Source organism: Kitasatospora sp. NPDC053308 (assembly GCF_055585785.1).
Genome location: NZ_JBVJJY010000012.1, coordinates 196417 through 212740, shown reverse-complemented (window position 1 = coordinate 212740; position 16324 = coordinate 196417). Strand labels below are relative to the sequence as shown.

At 75.8% G+C, this 16324-nt stretch carries 14 protein-coding genes and 1 tRNA gene; 8 read left to right on the top strand and 7 right to left on the bottom strand.

The genetic code is table 11. The annotated features are described in order from the left end of the window. The first annotated feature begins 240 nt into the window (after nucleotides 1–240). The gene (locus ACZ6Y7_RS25670) at nucleotides 241–780 is read left to right on the top strand and encodes a hypothetical protein (RefSeq protein WP_465760271.1); all 540 of its coding nucleotides are present in this window, start codon (nucleotides 241–243) and stop codon (nucleotides 778–780) included. A 61-nt stretch (nucleotides 781–841) separates the two neighbouring features. Here ACZ6Y7_RS25670 and ACZ6Y7_RS25665 read toward each other — a convergent pair whose 3' ends face one another. From ACZ6Y7_RS25665 to ACZ6Y7_RS25655, 3 genes are all read right to left on the bottom strand, one after another. Then, nucleotides 842–1306, bottom strand: a complete 465-nt coding sequence (locus ACZ6Y7_RS25665; protein ID WP_465760270.1) for a GNAT family N-acetyltransferase — start codon at nucleotides 1304–1306, stop codon at nucleotides 842–844. 765 nt (nucleotides 1307–2071) lie between these two features. Further along, entirely contained in the window at nucleotides 2072–2977 is a 906-nt protein-coding gene (locus ACZ6Y7_RS25660) for a spermidine synthase (protein WP_465760269.1), read from the bottom strand. Nucleotides 2978–3215: 238 nt separating this feature from the next. After that, nucleotides 3216–3728 (bottom strand): hypothetical protein, encoded by a 513-nt coding sequence (locus tag ACZ6Y7_RS25655; protein ID WP_465760268.1) that lies wholly within the window; start codon nucleotides 3726–3728, stop codon nucleotides 3216–3218. 263 nt (nucleotides 3729–3991) lie between these two features. Between ACZ6Y7_RS25655 and ACZ6Y7_RS25650 the strand changes: the two genes are divergently transcribed. Next, nucleotides 3992–5611, top strand: a complete 1620-nt coding sequence (locus ACZ6Y7_RS25650; protein WP_465760267.1) for a tetratricopeptide repeat protein — start codon at nucleotides 3992–3994, stop codon at nucleotides 5609–5611. Nucleotides 5612–5733: 122 nt separating this feature from the next. On the opposite strand, the gene ACZ6Y7_RS25645 is transcribed toward ACZ6Y7_RS25650, so the two are convergent. Continuing rightward, entirely contained in the window at nucleotides 5734–6390 is a 657-nt protein-coding gene (locus ACZ6Y7_RS25645; protein ID WP_465760266.1) for a histidine phosphatase family protein, read from the bottom strand. 230 nt (nucleotides 6391–6620) lie between these two features. On the opposite strand from ACZ6Y7_RS25645, the gene ACZ6Y7_RS25640 reads away from it, so the two are divergent. The 3 genes from ACZ6Y7_RS25640 to ACZ6Y7_RS25630 are packed head-to-tail and all read left to right on the top strand — an operon-like array spanning nucleotide 6621 to nucleotide 10983. Beyond that, nucleotides 6621–8015, top strand: coding sequence for a hypothetical protein (locus ACZ6Y7_RS25640; protein ID WP_465760265.1), 1395 nt, complete (start codon nucleotides 6621–6623; stop codon nucleotides 8013–8015). Further along, complete coding sequence (locus tag ACZ6Y7_RS25635) at nucleotides 8012–9610, top strand: hypothetical protein (RefSeq protein WP_465760264.1); 1599 nt, start codon at nucleotides 8012–8014, stop codon at nucleotides 9608–9610. Before ACZ6Y7_RS25640 ends, ACZ6Y7_RS25635 begins: the two co-directional genes overlap by 4 nt. Beyond that, entirely contained in the window at nucleotides 9610–10983 is a 1374-nt protein-coding gene (locus ACZ6Y7_RS25630; RefSeq protein ID WP_465760263.1) for an AAA family ATPase, read from the top strand. The genes ACZ6Y7_RS25635 and ACZ6Y7_RS25630 overlap by 1 nt, the downstream gene beginning before the upstream one ends. 11 nt (nucleotides 10984–10994) lie before the next feature. On the opposite strand, the gene ACZ6Y7_RS25625 is transcribed toward ACZ6Y7_RS25630, so the two are convergent. Beyond that, nucleotides 10995–11297 (bottom strand): hypothetical protein, encoded by a 303-nt coding sequence (locus ACZ6Y7_RS25625; RefSeq protein WP_465760262.1) that lies wholly within the window; start codon nucleotides 11295–11297, stop codon nucleotides 10995–10997. A 228-nt stretch (nucleotides 11298–11525) separates the two neighbouring features. On the opposite strand from ACZ6Y7_RS25625, the gene ACZ6Y7_RS25620 reads away from it, so the two are divergent. From ACZ6Y7_RS25620 to ACZ6Y7_RS25610, 3 genes are all read left to right on the top strand, one after another. Next, a complete protein-coding gene (locus ACZ6Y7_RS25620) occupies nucleotides 11526–11882 on the top strand; it encodes a hypothetical protein (RefSeq protein ID WP_402219894.1) in 357 nt (118 codons plus the stop codon). Nucleotides 11883–11995: 113 nt separating this feature from the next. Beyond that, the gene (locus ACZ6Y7_RS25615; protein WP_465760261.1) at nucleotides 11996–12553 is read left to right on the top strand and encodes a bifunctional DNA primase/polymerase; all 558 of its coding nucleotides are present in this window, start codon (nucleotides 11996–11998) and stop codon (nucleotides 12551–12553) included. A 68-nt stretch (nucleotides 12554–12621) separates the two neighbouring features. Beyond that, nucleotides 12622–12695 (top strand) — tRNA-Lys (locus ACZ6Y7_RS25610). Nucleotides 12696–12802: 107 nt separating this feature from the next. Here ACZ6Y7_RS25610 and pgi read toward each other — a convergent pair. After that, nucleotides 12803–14464 (bottom strand): glucose-6-phosphate isomerase, encoded by a 1662-nt coding sequence (gene pgi, locus ACZ6Y7_RS25605; protein ID WP_465760260.1) that lies wholly within the window; start codon nucleotides 14462–14464, stop codon nucleotides 12803–12805. 188 nt (nucleotides 14465–14652) lie between these two features. Continuing rightward, nucleotides 14653–16236 carry a Na+/H+ antiporter gene (locus ACZ6Y7_RS25600; protein ID WP_465760259.1) on the bottom strand — a complete coding sequence of 528 codons (1584 nt, stop codon included), beginning with the start codon at nucleotides 16234–16236 and terminating at the stop codon, nucleotides 14653–14655. Nucleotides 16237–16324: the final 88 nt, after the last annotated feature.

The window sequence follows — 16324 nt, the reverse complement described above, 5'->3', positions numbered from 1 at the left end:
GGCTGGGCCCTGCTCGCACAACTCTGGGGCCTCGGCGCCACCGGCGCGTACGCGGCCTCGACGTCCTGCGGCGAACCGCTGCCGGAACCGGCCCAACCCGCCGTCCGCCGGGCCCTGCAGGGTGCACCGGCATTAGGCGGCCCCGCGCTCGGCGGACCCGCACTCGACGGGCCGTCAGCCGGACCTGCCGGCGGACGGGGACAGTCGGCCGCTGACGCGACGGACCGGCCCCCCGGCCCGGTGGGGGAGCTGACCGGCGCCAGCACCGTCGAAGGAGCGGCGCGGACGGTCGGCGGTGCGCTCCAGGAACGGATCCGGGCCGGCGGACTGCCGCTGCCCGGCCAGCGGGCGGCCGTTCCCGACGCCTTCGCGATCGCCTCCGGCCTGCTCGACACCGCCCCCGACCGGAACCGGCCCGCCGAAACCCGCGCCTCCCGCGAGGGCGAACCCACCGCACTGCCCGACGCCGACCGGTCGCACCCCGGCACCGCCGGCCCCACCGTGCCGCGGCAGCGCGAGGCCCAGGAGGCGTCCCCGGTCCCGGCGACGGCCTCCGAGACCGCCACCCCGCCCGGCCGCGACCCGGCCCCCCTCGCCGGCCCCGGCGAGCCCGCCTCCGGCGGGACACCCGAGACCCTCGCGATCGCCGACACCGCCACCGTGACGGCCGTGGACAACGGCTCCGCCACCGCGACCGCCGTCCTCGCCCCCATCGCCGCCGGACTCCTGCTCACCGGGGCGGCCATGTGCAAGCACCGCGGTCTGCCGCGCGGGCACTGAGCGCGCACCGGCCGGACACGGGACCGGGCCACGGGCGGGGCCGGACACGGGCACGGGTCGGCTACACCGGCGGGCGGCCCAGCTCCAGCGCCAGGAGCGGGAGTTCACGCCCGGGAACCGAGCCGGACGGGACGCCGCCGATCCGGGTCGCCCCCATCGCCAGGTAGAACGGCTCGGCATGCGGATCGGACGCGATCGTGAACCGCCGCAGCCCGAGCCCCGACGCCAGCTCCCTGATCCGGGCGAACAAGGCCCGGCCGACACCCCGGCCGATCAGCTCCGGCTCGACGAAGAGCATGTCCAGTGCCCCCTGGGGCGGCCCACCGACCAGCGAGGCGAACCCCAGCACCCGGGTGCCCTCCTCGGCCACCACCGTGCACGCCCGCTCGATCACGGCGGCGTCGACGGTCAGCTCCTCCCGGCAGGCGGCCATGAACGCCTCGTCGTAGCCCCAGTACGCCTTGGCCCGCAGCGCGACCCCGGTGAGCAGCGCGGCCTCCTCCGGCCGGGCCGGTCTGATCTGCACGGCATCCCCTCGGACCGTCGACGACTGTGCGACAGGGGTCATTCTCGGGCGGCAACTCGTCCGCGCGCCAGCGGCTTTGGGAAAGCCACCGGGAAGCAGGGCACCGGCGGAGGCCCGCCCGGTGCCGCAGCGGCGGGGCGGCCGCAGCGGCGACTGTCCCGAGGCCGGTACGGGCCGAGGCAGCGGAGGCGCGGCGTCCACGCGGGGAGGTCGGCGCAGGGCTCGGGAGCTCGGGCGCTCGTCGGAGGACCGGGACTCCCGGCCGGCGGCGACTCCTTCGCAGGTCGGCCCAGTCGCTGAGTCGACCGGGCGGAGGCTACGGGTGCTCGCCCGTCCGCGGCCCCCGGAGAAAGGGCGCCCCGGCCTGCGCGCGGACTCCCTCGTGGGTCTGCGTACGTCCGCGGAAGCCGCCCCGGGTCGGCTCGGACGACATGACGGCCGTACGGAGCGAACGGCCCCGCGAGCGTTCGGCACCCGGCACACCGCCGAGCGCGCGCCCGACCGGGCCGCAGGTCGGCGGAACGCGCCCGGGACCGGGCCACCCGGCGAGCGTTCGACACGCGGCACCGTGGGCCACCGGAAGAATGCGGGCGCCCCGACGAGCAGGCGGCCAGCGCCGGTGGGGTCTCCGCAGGTCAGCGGAAGGCGGGCCGCCCCCTGCGGGCGTCCGGCACGCCGCACGCCGTCACCGAGCAGCGGCCGAGTCAGTGGGACCCGGGAAGAGGGGGACCGGGGCGGGTACGCGGACGGCCGGATGGTCGCGGGTCAGCGGAAGACGCCAGGGGGTGGTTCCGGGGAGGGGGCGGCGGTGGCGTCCGTGGCCGGGGCGGCTCCGGCGGCGAAGTCGGTGAGGGTACGGCCGTGTTCGACGCGGGCGTGGGCGGGGTCGGAGGCGGCGCGGCGGGTGAGTTCGGGGACCGGGAGGGGGGTGTGGGCGGCGGCCAGGACGAGGTTGCCGAAGCGCTTGCCGCGCAGGACGGCGGGGTCGGCGATGAGGCAGAGTTCGGGGAAGACCGCACCGAGGGTGGCGACCTGGGAGCGGGCGAAGGGGAGGGCGCCGCCGTCGGCGATGTTCGCGGCGTACCAGCCGCCGGGGGCGAGCGCGCGGGCGGCGAGGGTGGTGAACTCGACGGTGGTGCAGTGGGCCGGGGTGCGGGCGCCGGAGAAGACGTCGGTGATGACCAGGTCGACGGTGCCTTCGGGGGTGCGTTCCAGCACGCTGCGGGCGTCCCCGCCGCGCACCTTGATCTGCCAGCCGCGCTCCAACGGGAGTTCGGTGCGGACGAGTTCGGTGAGCGCGGTGTCGATCTCGGCGACCTGCTGGCGGGAGCGGGGCCGCGTGGCGGCGGTGTAGCGGGCCAGGGTGAGGGCGCCACCGCCCAGGTGCAGCACGGTGAGCGGGCGGCCCGGTGCCGCGACCAGGTCGATCAGGTGGCCGAGCCGCCGCTGGTACTCGAAGCCGAGGTGGGTCGGGTCGGCGAGGTCGACCAGCGACTGCGGGGCGCCGTCGATCAGCAGCGACCATGCGGCCGGACGGTCGCGGTCGGGCCGCAGTTCGGCCAGGCCGGAGCCGACGGGACGGGAGAGCGGGCCCTGGGCGTGGGTACGTCCGCCCGCGCCGGTGGGGGCCGCCGTCTCGCTGCCGCGCGCGGCCCTGTTGCTTCGTCCCATGCCCGCCATTATCGCCGGAGGCGCGAAGACCGCTGCCGCCGTAGGCGCAGAGGCCGCTGCCGCCGTAGGCGCAAAGCTCGCCGTCGCCGCCGTAGGCGCAAAGCTCGCCGTCGCCGCGGGCGCGGGCACGGCTGCCGCCACGGGCGCCGGGCCGCCCTGGTCAGGGGCGTACCGGGGGGAACCGGCCGGAGGGGCGAGCGGCGCTCGCGGGCCCGGCTGGATCCGCGCGGCACGCCCGCTAGAACGGGCCGAGGCCGCCCGCGGTGAGCGTGCAGGCGGCCTCGCAGAGGGCGGAACGGAGCACCCAGGCGTCGGTGGGGCGGGCGGCGCAGCCCGGGCCCGCGGGCGGGATGACCCAGCGCAGGTCGGTGGCGGCGGGGACGAGCGCGCCCGCCGAACAGGAGCTGCCGGGCAGGTGCCAGGTCTCCCAGGTGCCGGCCGGGACGAGGAAGGAGACGGTGCTGCCGTTGCGGCTCTGCAGGACGGCGCCGCAGGCGCGGCGCAGTCTCAGGATGTCGACGGCCTCCAGGCCGTGCCGCAGGGCGACGGTCACGGTGTCGACGGTGGTGAGGAGGGTGCCCTCGTCGGGCACGGCGCGCTCGCGCCGGGGGCCGCCGCAGGGGGCCCGGCCGCCCTCGACCGGACCCCGGCCGGGGATCCGGTCGTCGACGGGCTCGGGCAGCAGGGCGGGGGCTGCGCCGGCGAGACCGCCCCTGGCGACGGGTCGGTACTGCGGCAGTCCGGTGGCCATCACGAGCCCTCCTGTACCTCGTCGGATCCGGAAGCGCAGCCGCCCGGAGGGGCCACCGGGCTGGGACGGGCCGGGGCGACGGCCTGGGCTTCCTCGTATCAGGACAACGCCGAGGATGCACCCCGGGCCACGGGGCGCCTTACAGCAAGGCATGGCATTTCATGGCAGATATCCCGCAACATCGCCCGTTTCGCCCGCTATTGTCCGTACATATCCCGCGAACCCCATGTGGTCGGTCGGTGACTCCGAGTACTCTCGGCGCCATGGCAGCCACCCCACCGGCCGAGCCGAACCGACCGTCCCCCAACACCGTGATGCGCGCGCTGCGCGGCGACCGCTCGCCCGGCGAGTTCGCGATGGCGGTGCGCCGGGCCGCCCGCGAGATCGGCGAGCACGTCTCCTGCGACGCCCGCTACATCGGGCGGGTCGAGTCCGGTGAGATCCGCTGCCCCAACTACGCCTACGAGCGGGTCTTCCGGCACATGTGGCCGGACCGCACGCTCACCGACCTCGGCTTCGCCCCCCGGGCCGCCGTCCGCCGCCGCTGGGCGGACGGCGGCGCCGGGCGGGCCGAGCCGCCCCCGCTCCACCCGCCGTTCCCGCCCCTGCCCGCCCCGCGCTCCCCACTCTCCACCCAACTCCCCTACGCTGCCTCGCCGTACGCGGATCCAGCCGGACCGGACGGCCCGCCGTGGCCGAGGCCCGGAGCGGTGCCCCAGGGGCCCGATGGATCGCCCTATTTCGACGAGGAGAACGACGACGTGCGTCGCCGTACGTTCCTGGCCGGCGGCACCACCGCGCTGGCCACCGTGATCGGCATCGACCGGTCGGCCGTGGCCGCCGGCCGACGGGCCGGTACCGATGGCGCCTCCGGTGCTCTCACCGGCCAAGGCGCCCTTCACGGTGCGGAGTTCGCCGCACCGGCACTGCTCTCGACCGACGCCGTGGTGCCCGGTCGGGGCCCGGTGCCGGCGCTGCGCCGGGTCGGCGCCGCCGAGGTGCTCGGGGTCGAACAGGCCGTCCGGGACATCCGGCTGGCCGATGACGCGCACGGCGCCGACGCGCTGTACGAACTCGCCGGGCAGTCGCTGCGCAATGCGTACGTGCTGCTCAACGAGGGCGAGTACAGCGCCGAGACGGAGCGCCGGCTACAGGCCGGAGCCGGTGAACTGGCCATCTCGGTGGGCTGGTTGGCCCACGACTCGAACCGGCTGGCGGACGCCCGCTCGTTCTACTCCGAGGCGCTGGCCACCGCCCGGATGGCCGGGGACTCCGCGCTGGAGGCCCATGTCTTCTGCAACAGCGCCTTCCTGGCCCGGGACGCGGGCCGGCCGCGCGAGGCGCTGCGCGCCTCCCAGGCCGGGCAGGTCGCCGCCGGGGAACTGGGCTCCGACCGGCTGCTGGCCCTGCTGGCCATGCGCGAGGCCGGCGCCTGGGCGCTGCTGCAGGACCGCACCTCCTGCGAACGCGCGCTCGGCCGGGCGTACGCGCTGTTCGACCGCGGCCCGAGCGAGGCCGATCCGGAGTGGATGTCCTTCTTCGGCGAGGCCGAGATCGCCGGGCTGCAGTCCCAGTGCTGGTCCGCGCTCGGCGACTGGGACCGCGCCAGCGAACAGGCCGGGCTGGCCATAACGCTGCAGGAGCCGCACTTCGTCCGGAACCGGGTGCTGTACACCGCCGAGCTGGCCCACGACCGGCTCGGCCGGGGGGACCTCCCGGGTGCGGCGTACCACGGCTCGTCCGCCGTCGCGCTGTTCGGCGACGTCCGCTCGGCCCGGATCCGGAGCATGCTGGCGGACACCGCCGGACGGCTGCGCCCGCACGCCGCGGTGCCCGAGGTGCGCCGGTTCCTGGCCGAGTACGACCGGGCGACGGCCGCCTAGCCGCGCGCCGGCCGCCCGGGCCCGCGATCGGTGGCAGCAGCGGCGATCGCGGCGGCAGCGGCGCGACGGCCGCCCGGTGCCGCGCGCGGCGGGGCGCCGCCGGCGCCGCGACGCCGAGGGCGTCAGTGCCCGGCGGTCAGCCCGTCCAGGTGCGAGAGGTCGTTCCAGATCTCCACCGCCGGGGCGCCGTACTCCCAGGACAGCACGCACAGCGCCGCCGTACCGAGCTTGAACCGCTGGGCGAACTCGGGCGGCAGGCCCAGCCAGCGGGCGGCCAGGATGCGCAGCAGGTGGCCGTGCGCGAACAGCACGACGTCCTGGTCGGCGCAGTGCATCACGGTGGTGTCCGCCTCCGGGACGCCGTGCTCCTGGTGGAGGCCGGCGAGGAGGCCGTCCACGCGGGCGGCCACCTCGGAGAGCTTCTCGCCGCCGGGGACGCCGTCCCGCCAGATCAGCCAGCCGGGGTGGTCGGTGGCCCGGATGTCGGCGCCGGTGCGGCCCTCGTACTGTCCGTAGTCCCACTCCATCAGCTCCGGGCGCTCCACGGCGCGGTCGCCGAAGCCGGCCAGCGTGCCGGTCTCCTTGGCGCGGCCGAGCGGGCTGGTGTAGACGAGCGCGTCCGGCAGCCCGTTCCAGGGAGCCTTCGCCAGGCGGGCGCCGAGGGCCCGGGCCATCGCGCGGCCCTCCTCGGTCAGCGGGATGTCGGTGCGGCCGGTGTGACGGCCGGTGGCGGACCACTCGGTCTCGCCGTGGCGGACCAGCACGATTCGGGCGGGCATGGAGGCTCCTCGCAGCAGGGCGGCGGCAACGGTCGGTCTCACCATTGAGCACCGGGTTCCATGATCCCCCACCCGGACGGCGGACACGATCGCGGGCCGGTCCGGGCGGCCGGGCCCGCGCCGCCGGCCCGGAGGGCACCGGTTCCGGCCATCCACCGGACGTCCACCGGGCGTCCGGCGGCCGGTCCGGGACCGCGTTGTCGGACCCGGATGCGACACTGGGCCGCACCATGAACGTCTCGACGAACGTCCCGCCCGGCGGGTCGGCGGAGCCGCTCGCCCAGCGGCTCGCCGAACTGCGCGGACCGGCCCCGCAGCGCAGTCTGAACGCCCGCTCCCTCGCCGCGCTGGCCGCCAATCCGGGCTGCCACCGCCGCGCGGTGCTCGACGCGGCCGGGATCGACAAGTCGGCGCTGGCCGCCCGGCTCGGCCGCCCCGCCCCCTTCGGGCAGTCCCCCTTCGCGATCGCCCGCGGCGTGATCTTCGAGTCGCGGCTGAAGGCGGACGACTACGCCGCGCTCCTGGAGCCGCTGCGCCGCCACCTCGACCTCCCGGTGGACGGCCACGCCCCGCTGGAGGTGCCGGACCTGCTGCAGCGCTCCGGTCCGGCCGTCCGCGCCGAACGGACGGCCCAGGCGCTGGCCCGGGCCGCCGGCGACCCCGCGGCCTGGACGCTGCTGGACCACCCGATGCTGCGGCTCGACGTGGCCGGCAGCACCGCCTACCTGGAGCCGGACGCGCTGGTGGTGCACGGCGGGCGGTGCACGGTGGTCGAGATCAAGTCCTTCCCGGTGCTCGACGGCAGCGCGGACCCGGCCAAGGTCGGCGCCGCCGCCCGGCAGGCCGCCGTGTACGTGCTGGCGCTGCAGCAGGCCGCCGCCGCGGCGGCCGGGGTGCCCGTCGGCGAGGACCCGTACACCGAGCAACGGCTGCCCGGCAGCCCCCGGACGAGCGTGCTGCTGGTCTGCCCGAAGGACTTCGGCAACCAGCCGACGGCGGTCGCCGTCGACGTCCGCCGCGAGCTGGCCACCACCCGCCGCCAGTTGAGCCGGATGACCGGGATCGGCCGGCTGCTGGACGCGCTGCCGGCCGGCGCGGGCTTCGACCTGGCCTCCGACGAGACGGGCACGCCGGCCCGGACCGACGAGCACCTGGCCGCCTCGGTCGAGGCGGTGCCCGCCGCGTACAGCCCGGACTGCCTCTCCACCTGCGAACTCGGCTTCCACTGCCGCGCCCGGGCCCGCCGCGACGACCGGGTCGAGCAGCTCGGCCGGGGCGTGCGCGGCGAGCTGGGCAGCATCCGGACGGTCACCGGCGCCCTGGCCGCCGCCTCCGGAACGACGGGCGGCGGCCCCGCGACGGACGGCACGGTGCCGAACGGCAGGGCGGACGGCACCGTCCCGGACTGTGCCGCCGGGGACGACGCCGCGGACGACGCCGCCGAGCGGTTGGCCTACGCGGCCGCCCTGCGCGCGGAGGCCCTGGGGACCGCCGCCCGCCGGCGGGCCGCGACGGCCCCGGAAGCCGCGCCCGTCCGGGCGGCCGTGCCGCTCCTCGCGAGCACGCCGGTCCTCGCGGCCGCGGCGGTCCTGGAAACCGCGGGAGCCCCGGGAACGACCGCATGAGCCTGCTCACCACCCTGGCCCGGCTGGAGGCCGTCCGCAGCGGCCGGGCGCAGCCGCTGGCCACCGTCCGGCACCGGCACCTGTCCGACCGCCCGATGGTGCTGGTCCCGCTGACCGCGGCCGGCGAGTCCGGCGCTCCGCTGGCCGTGATGATGGGCACCGACCGGGACGCGCCGCGGCTGCACCTGGTGCCGCAGCCGCTCAACCGCACCCTGCGCGCCGACTTCCTGGCCGAGCTGGCCGCCGACCTGCTGCCCTACCTCGAGTCCTTCGCCGAGGACGTCGAGCAGATCGAGGGTTCCGAGAAGGACCCGGAGACGGGCGAGAAGACCCAGGTGTTCCGCGAGCTGTGCACGGACGCCCCGCAGCTGATCGTGCCCAACAGCGCGGGCGTGCACCACCTCGCCCTGATCGGCCGCTCGACCCGCTTCCGCCGGACCGTCGAGGACGCGGATCCCGGCCCCTACCCGGCGCCGGTCCGGGTGCCGCTGCTCGGCCGCTGGCTGACCCACCTCACCGACCGCGCCCAGGTGCCCGGCTCCAGCCTGCTGCTGCCGATGACGGGCCTGCTGGCCCGGCACTGGGCCACCGGCCAGAGCCACCTGGAGGACCAGCACCTGGCCGCCCAACTGGCCTGGCACCGCCCGCCGCCCGGCCTATCCGGCGCCGAGGCGGCCGAACTGGCCGAGTCCGCCCGGGACGACGCGGGCCAGTTGCTGCACCCGCCGGCCGGCCCGACCACCGACCCCCGCTTCGACGAGGCCCTGCTCGCCCCGGCGATCGGCCGCTACGACGCCGCCGCGGGCGCCCTGCGGCACAGCACCGAGCAGCGCGACGAGGCCGCCGCCGAACGCGCCCGGGCGGCCGTACGGGCGGCGGTCGAAGAGCTGGCGGAGCTGCTGACGGCCGTGCTGCTGCCCACCTGGCGGGACGTCTGGCAGGGCCTGGACCTGCTGCGCACCCTGCCGCCGGCCGGGCACCTGGAGGAGCGCTGGACCGGCGACCGCTGGTCCTACACCGGCCACCGGGACCGCCTGGCGGCCGGCGAGCCGCCGCAGCCCCGGCAGGACGACGCCGTGACCGCCGCCCGCAAGCTCGCCCAGCGCGAGCGCGAGCAGACCCGGCTGGACGTCCAGGAGGCGCTGGACGACCCGCTGGCGATGGCCGAACACCGGTTGGCCGGCGAGGCGTTCGCCGGTGTGGTGACCGAGGTGGTGCCGGACTGGGACACCACCGGGCGCTCCCCGAAGCCCCGCCCGCTGGTGACCGTGCGCACCGCCGACCGTCCGCACGCGGACCTCGGCCGCGAGGCCCACCGGGTGCACGGCCCGTCGGCGCAGAAGGCCGAGATCGTCGCGGTGGACGCCGCCGAGGGCACCGTCACCCTGCGGATGCTGTCCGGCATGGGCCGCAAGAAGGAGCCGGATCCGGGCAGCCTGCCCGAGCCCGGCGAGGCGGTCACCTTCACCTTGTTCGAGCTGACGGTCCGCCAGTCCGCCCCGCTGCCGGAGCCGGACGACACCCCGTGGACGCACGGCGGCCCGCCCGGTGCCGCGCCCGTACCCGCGCCGTCCGCCTCCGAGGAGTGGGAGTGATGACCGCAACGTCGCCCGAGCCGGGCCCCGCGCACGACCCCGGTGCCGCCGCCGACGCCGCCGTGGCCGGGATCCTGGCGGCGACCGTCCGCCCGCAGGCCGGTGCCCCGCGCGGCGTGGTGGTGGACTCCCCGCCCGGCGCCGGGAAGTCGACGCTCGTGGTGCGGGCCGCCCGCGAGCTGGTCCAGGCCGGTGAGCGGCTGATGATCGTCGCCCAGACCAACGGCCAGGTGGACGACCTGGTCGGCCGACTGGCCGAGAAGGCACCGGACCTGACGATCGGCCGGCTGCACGCCGCGGACTCCCGGCCAGGCCCGGAGGTGCTGAAGCACGCCAACGTGACGCCCTCCGACAAGGTCGCCGAGCTGGTCGAGCACGACGTGGTGATCTCCACCTCGGCCAAGTGGCAGTGGGTGCGGGCCGAGGCGCCGTGGCGGCACGCGATCGTCGACGAGGCGTACCAGATGCGCTCGGACGCCCTGCTCGCGGTGGCCCGGCTGTTCGAGCGGGCGCTGTTCGTCGGCGACCCGGGCCAGCTGGACCCGTTCACCGTGGTCGGCACCGAGCAGTGGGCGGGGCTGTCGTACGACCCGTCCAGCAGTGCCGTGGTGACCCTGCTGGCGCACAACCCGCAGATCGAGCCGCACCGGCTGCCGGTCTCCTGGCGGCTGCCCGCCAGCGCGGCGCCGCTGGTCTCCCGCGCGTTCTACCCGTACACGCCGTTCCGCTCCGGCACCGGGCCGGACGACCGCCGGCTGACGGCCGCCGTCCGCCCCGACGGCTCGGCCCTGGACGCGGCGATCGACCGGGCCGCCGAGCACGGCTGGGCGCTGCTGGAGCTGCCCGCCCGGCACACCGTACGGACCGACCCGCAGGCGGTGGCGGCGGTCGCGGCCACCGTCCGCCGGCTGCTGGAGCGCGGGCTGACGGCGCGGTCCGAGCAGGGCGAGGCGCCGCTCACGGCGGACCGGATCGCCGTCGGCACCGCCCACCGCGACCAGGCGGCGGCGGTCCGCGCGGCCCTGCTCAAGGCGGGCGTCCCGGTGGACGGCACGGCCGGGCCGGCCGTCACGGTGGACACCGCCAACCGGCTGCAGGGCCGCGAGTACGACGTCACCGTGGTGCTGCACCCGCTCTCCGGCCGCCCCGACGCGACCGCCTTCCACCTGGAGACCGGCCGGCTCTGCGTGCTCGCCTCCCGCCACCGGCACGCCTGCATCGTGGTGGCCCGGGCCGGGATCGCCGAGCTGCTGGACGAGCACCCGGCCACCGAGCCGGTGCAGTTGGGCGTCCCGGTGGCCTTCCCGGACGGCTGGGAGGCGAACCACCAGGTGCTGGAGCACCTGAGCGGCCACCGGGTCCACCTGCGGTAGCGGCTCCCGGCTCAGTCCTCGGTCTCGCAGACCGCGAAGGCCGTGACGGCCGTGTGGTCGGCCTGCGCGTACCAGCCGGTCGCGTCCGGGGACGGGCCGTTGTGGGTCACCGTGTCGTTCGCCCCGGCCGGCAGCTGGTACCCGCCGCCGGTGAGGTGGGTGCCGCCCGGGCAGGTCGCCTTCGACGGGCCGCCCGGGACGCTCAACGGGCCCTGCACCACCACCGCCGTCTCGGCGGCGGTGGCGGCCGGGGCCGTCGCGAGCGGCAGCGGCAGGGCGAGGACGAGGGCCGGCAGGGCCTGGCGGACACGCATCGGGGTCTCCTTCGGTACGACGACCGGACACCGGGACAACCGGTTCGCACGCGATCCTGATACGCGGCGCACGGAGCACGCCCCCGGCGCGCGCCCGGGAATAGCGCCCGCACGCGCACCGTTCCGTTACCCGGCCCCGCCGCGAGACAATGGACGACGGCCACACCCCGGGCGGCGCAGCCCGGAGCAGCTTCGCCCGCCCCACCGAGACCCCGGAGGTGTCCGTCCATGCCCGACTCCCCTGCAGAGTCGACCGAGCCCACCAGGCGTCTGCGTCCGGCGCAGCTGCTGTTCGAGCCGCAGTCCGCCGAACCGGAGCCGGAACGATTCTTCGACCTGGAGTCGATCGAGGACCCGGCGGAGCTGCTGCGCCGCTCCACCGAGCTGGCCCTGGCCTTCCGGGCCGCCGCCGAGCGGGCCACCGACTTCCAGGCGGTCGCCGCCGCCCAGCTCGCCGACCCGCGCCGGTTCGACGCGCTGTCCGACGCCGATGTCGCCGTACGGGCGGACTGGACCCCGGACTACGCCGCCAAGATGATCGAGTACGGCCGCACCCTGCTCCAGCCGCGCCGCCACGAGGACTGATCCCCGGCCCCCGGCATATGCCGGGGGCGGAGGGTACGCGATGTCCCGCCGCCGTGTCCGGCGAACGGCGCTTTCCGCCCTGCCGGGGGCGCGCACGGCGCACGCTGCTGTGCGTGGACATCCGGACGCATCAGTCGGTGGAGTACGTCAGCGTGGCCGGGGAGGCCTGGCTCGCCTCCGCCAGCGAGTACCCGCACAGCATGCGGGCCCTCTGGGAGGCCCGCCCGTGGGCGCCCTCGGTACTGCCCTGCGGGCGCGCCTTCGACGTGATCAGCATACCGGGCCTGTTCGGCCGCCGGGTGCTGGACGAACTGTGGTCCTCCGGTCCGGGCTGCGGTCCGGTGGCGAGCCACCGGGGGCGCACCCTGCTGTTCGTGCAGCCCGGCGCGGCGCCCCGGCTGCGCCGGCTGCTGGCCTGGGAGGAGTGGGCCCGGGACGTGCCGCCGCTGCTGTGCCACGGCAAGGGCGACACCGTGACCGTCCCGCCGCTGCAGCGGATGGTGGACAGCCCGGATTCCCCCGGCCAGGGCGCCGGCCGGTGGATCGTCGCCCCCGAGGAGCGGGAGCCCTGGCTGCCCGGCGCCTCGGTGGTGCTGTGGGCCTGCGTCCGGGCGGCGCGGGAGCCGGGCGCGGCGGTGCCCGTCGGCACGGCCGTCGTGGCCGGGGGGTGAACGCGGGGCGACCGGTATTCGATTTTGGTCCGGACGCGCGGCGCTGCTAGAGTCTTCTCTGTCAGCAGGCGCCGCTAGCTCAGTTGGTTAGAGCAGCTGACTCTTAATCAGCGGGTCCGGGGTTCGAGTCCCTGGCGGCGCACCGACAGCCGTAAGGCCCCTCGTGAGAGCGAGGGGCCTTCGGGCGTTTCCGGCTCCGGCGGTGGAGCGGTCCGGGCCGCCCGCCGGAGCGGACGGCCCGACCGGGGCTCAGCGGCCGCGCAGCGCGCGGTAGCGGGCGACCAGCTCGGCGGTGGAGCTGTCCAGCTGCTCGGCGCCCTCGCCGGTGAGCAGCACCGGCTCGATCCGCTTGGCGAGCACCTTGCCCAGCTCGACGCCCCACTGGTCGAAGGAGTCGATGTTCCAGATCGCACCCTGGACGAACACCTTGTGCTCGTAGAGCGCGACCAGCTGGCCGAGCACCGACGGGGTCAGCTCGCCGGCCAGGATGGTGGTGGTCGGGTGGTTGCCCTTGAAGGTCTTGTGCGGGACGAGCTCGGCGGGCACGCCCTCGGCGGCGACCTCCTCCGGGGTCTTGCCGAAGGCCAGTGCCTGGGTCTGGGCGAAGAAGTTGGCCAGCAGCAGGTCGTGCTGGGCGACCAGGCCGGGGAGCAGGTCGGCGACCGGCTTCGCGAAGCCGATGAAGTCGGCCGGGATCACCTTGGTGCCCTGGTGCAGCAGCTGGTAGTAGGCGTGCTGGCCGTTGGTGCCGGGGGTGCCCCAGACCACCGGGCCGGTCTGCCAGTCCACCGGGGTGCCGTCCCTGGTCACCGACTTGCCGTTGGACTCCATGTCCAGCTGCTGCAGGTAGGCGGTGAACTTGGACAGGTAGTGGGAGTACGGCAGGACCGCGTGCGCCTGGGCGTCGAAGAACGCGCCGTACCAGACGCCCAGCAGGCCGAGCAGCAGCGGGACGTTCCGCTCCGGCGGGGCGGTGCGGAAGTGCTCGTCGACCAGGTGGAAGCCGTCCAGCATCTCGCGGAAGGCGTCCGGCCCGATGGCGATCATCAGCGAGAGGCCGATCGCCGAGTCGTAGGAGTAGCGGCCGCCGACCCAGTCCCAGAACTCGAACATGTTGGCGGTGTCGATGCCGAAGTCCTGCACGCCCTGGGCGTTGGTGGACAGCGCGACGAAGTGCTTGGCCACCGCCTCGGTGCCGGCGCCGAGGCCGCCGAGCAGCCAGTCGCGGGCGGAGACCGCGTTGGTGATGGTCTCGATGGTGGTGAAGGTCTTCGAGGCGACGATGAACAGCGTCTCGGCCGGGTCGAGGTCGCGGACCGCCTCGTGCAGGTCGGCGCCGTCCACGTTGGAGACGAAGCGGACGTCGAGGTCGCGCTTGGTGTACGAGCGGAGCACCTCGTAGGCCATCGCGGGGCCGAGGTCGGAGCCGCCGATGCCGATGTTGACGACGGTGCGGATCGGCTTGCCGGTGTGGCCCCGCCACTCGCCGCCGCGGACCTTCTCGGCGAAGGCGGCCATCTTGTCGAGGACGGCGTGCACGGCGGGCACCACGTTCTCGCCGTCGACCTCGACCACGGCGCCGCGCGGGGCGCGCAGGGCGGTGTGCAGGACGGCGCGGTGCTCGGTGTTGTTGATCTTCTCGCCGCGGAACATGGCGTCCCGCAGCGCGGCGACGCCGGTGGCGGCGGCGAGGTCGCGCAGCAGCTCCAGCGTCTCGTCGGTGACCAGGTGCTTGGCGTAGTCCACGTGCAGGTCGCCGACCTGCAGGGTGAGGCGGCGGCCGCGCTCCGGGTCGGCGGCGAACAGCTCGCGCAGGTGGGTGTCGCCCAGCTCGGCCCGGTGCTTGGCCAGGGCGGCCCACTGCGGGGTGCGGTCCAGCGGGGTGCGGGCGTCGGCGCGGGTCTCCGACATCGGTGGGTCCTCGATTCATCTGGGTGCAGAAACCGGCAGGGCCAGGCGTGGGACCCGGCGATGAGGGTCCGTGCGAGGTCGTGCGGGTACGGGTGGTGCGCCGACTCCGTTGACGGCCTGCCCGGGTTCAGCCTATGCAACCCCGGGGGTGGTCGCGCACATTCCGCCCGGCCACCGCTGTCGGGCCGTCATTTCCGGTCCGACCGCAGGTCGAGCCCGCGCAGCACCTGGTCGACCAGCTCCGGGTCGGCGCCGAGCTCGCTGCGGGCGACGAGCATCTCCCGGCGGGAGGCGGCGATCATCTCCTGCTCGACGTCCCGGGCGGCCCGCCACTGGGCCAGCCGGAGCTTGGCCTCGGCGGCCTCCTCCTCGGCGTACTTCTCCGGGCAGAGCCGGGCCAGCCGGTCGTGCTGACGGTCCCGCAGGCGGTCGGCGACCTCGGCCGGCAGCCGGTCCTGCTCCTCCAGCTCGCCGAGCCGGGCGAGTCCGGCCTTGGCGGCCCGCCACCAGAGCTGACGGACGGCCTGTTCGTGCCGGTCCTGGTCGACGTCCAGCCGCAGCCGCTTGGCCAGCCAGGGCAGGGTCAGGCCCTGCACCAGGAGGGTGAAGAGCACCACGCTGAAGGCGATGAAGACCAGCCGCCCGCGCTCGGGGAACTCCTCGCCGGAGTGCAGCGTGAGCGGGATGGCGAGCGCGAGGGCGACGGTGGCGACGCCGCGCATGCCGGACCACCACAGGACCACGCTCTCCTTCCAGCTGAACGGGGTGTCCTCGTCGTCGCCGCTGCGCAGCCGGCGCGACACCCAGCCGGCCGGCAGCAGCCAGAGCAGCCGGACCCCCACGACGACGGCGATCACCACCGCGGCGTCCCCGAGGAAGCCGGGCCAGCCGCGGCCGGCCTCCTTGAGCACGGTGGCCAGCTCCAGGCCGATCAGGCCGAAGGCGACCCCGGTGATCAGGATCTCGACCACCTCCCAGAAGGCGTTGCCGACCAGCCGGTAGGAGACGGCGTCGGCGTCGGAGGCCCGCTCGGCGAGGTAGAGCGCGCAGACCACGACGGCGAGCACGCCGGAGCCGTGGATCTCCTCGGCGACGGTGTAGGCGGCGAAGGGCACCAGCAGGTTGAGCGCGACCTGCTGGGTCGGGTCGTCCAGGCGCTCGGCGAGCTTGGCGTTGACCCAGCCGAGCACCACGCCGACGACCACGGCCAGCACCGCGGACAGCACGAAGCGCAGCACCGCGTGGTCGATCGAGAAGTCGCCGCTGACCACGGCCTCGATGGCCAGCGAGTAGATGACGATCGCGGTGACGTCGTTGAACAGGCCCTCGCTCTCCAGGATCGACACCAGGCGGCGGGGCAGGCCGACACTGCCGGCCACCGCGACGGCGGCGACCGGGTCGGGCGGGGAGACCAGCGCGCCGACGGCGATCGCGGCGGCGAGCGGCAGGGCGGGCAGCAGCCAGTGCACCGTACTGGCCACCGCGACGGTGGTCACCACCACCAGGGCGACGGCCAGCAGCAGGATCGAGCGGATGTTGGCCTTGAAGTAGCGCACCGAGGAGCGCCGGGCGACCGCGAAGATCAGTGGCGGCAGCACCAGCGGGAGGATCAGCTCGGGCTCGATGGTGACGTCCGGGATCTGCGGGACGAGCGCCATGACGATGCCGAGCAGGGTCATCAGGACCGGTTGCGGCACACCCGTCCGGCGCGCGAGCGGCATGGTGACCACGGAGGCGAGCAGCACCAGGAAGAACAGGGGCAGCTGGCCCACGGGGAGGATCCTCTCGTACGGCGGACGGCTGAGCGCCGCCCAGGATAAATCTGACAATGCACCCATCGGTGACGACACACCGCACGGG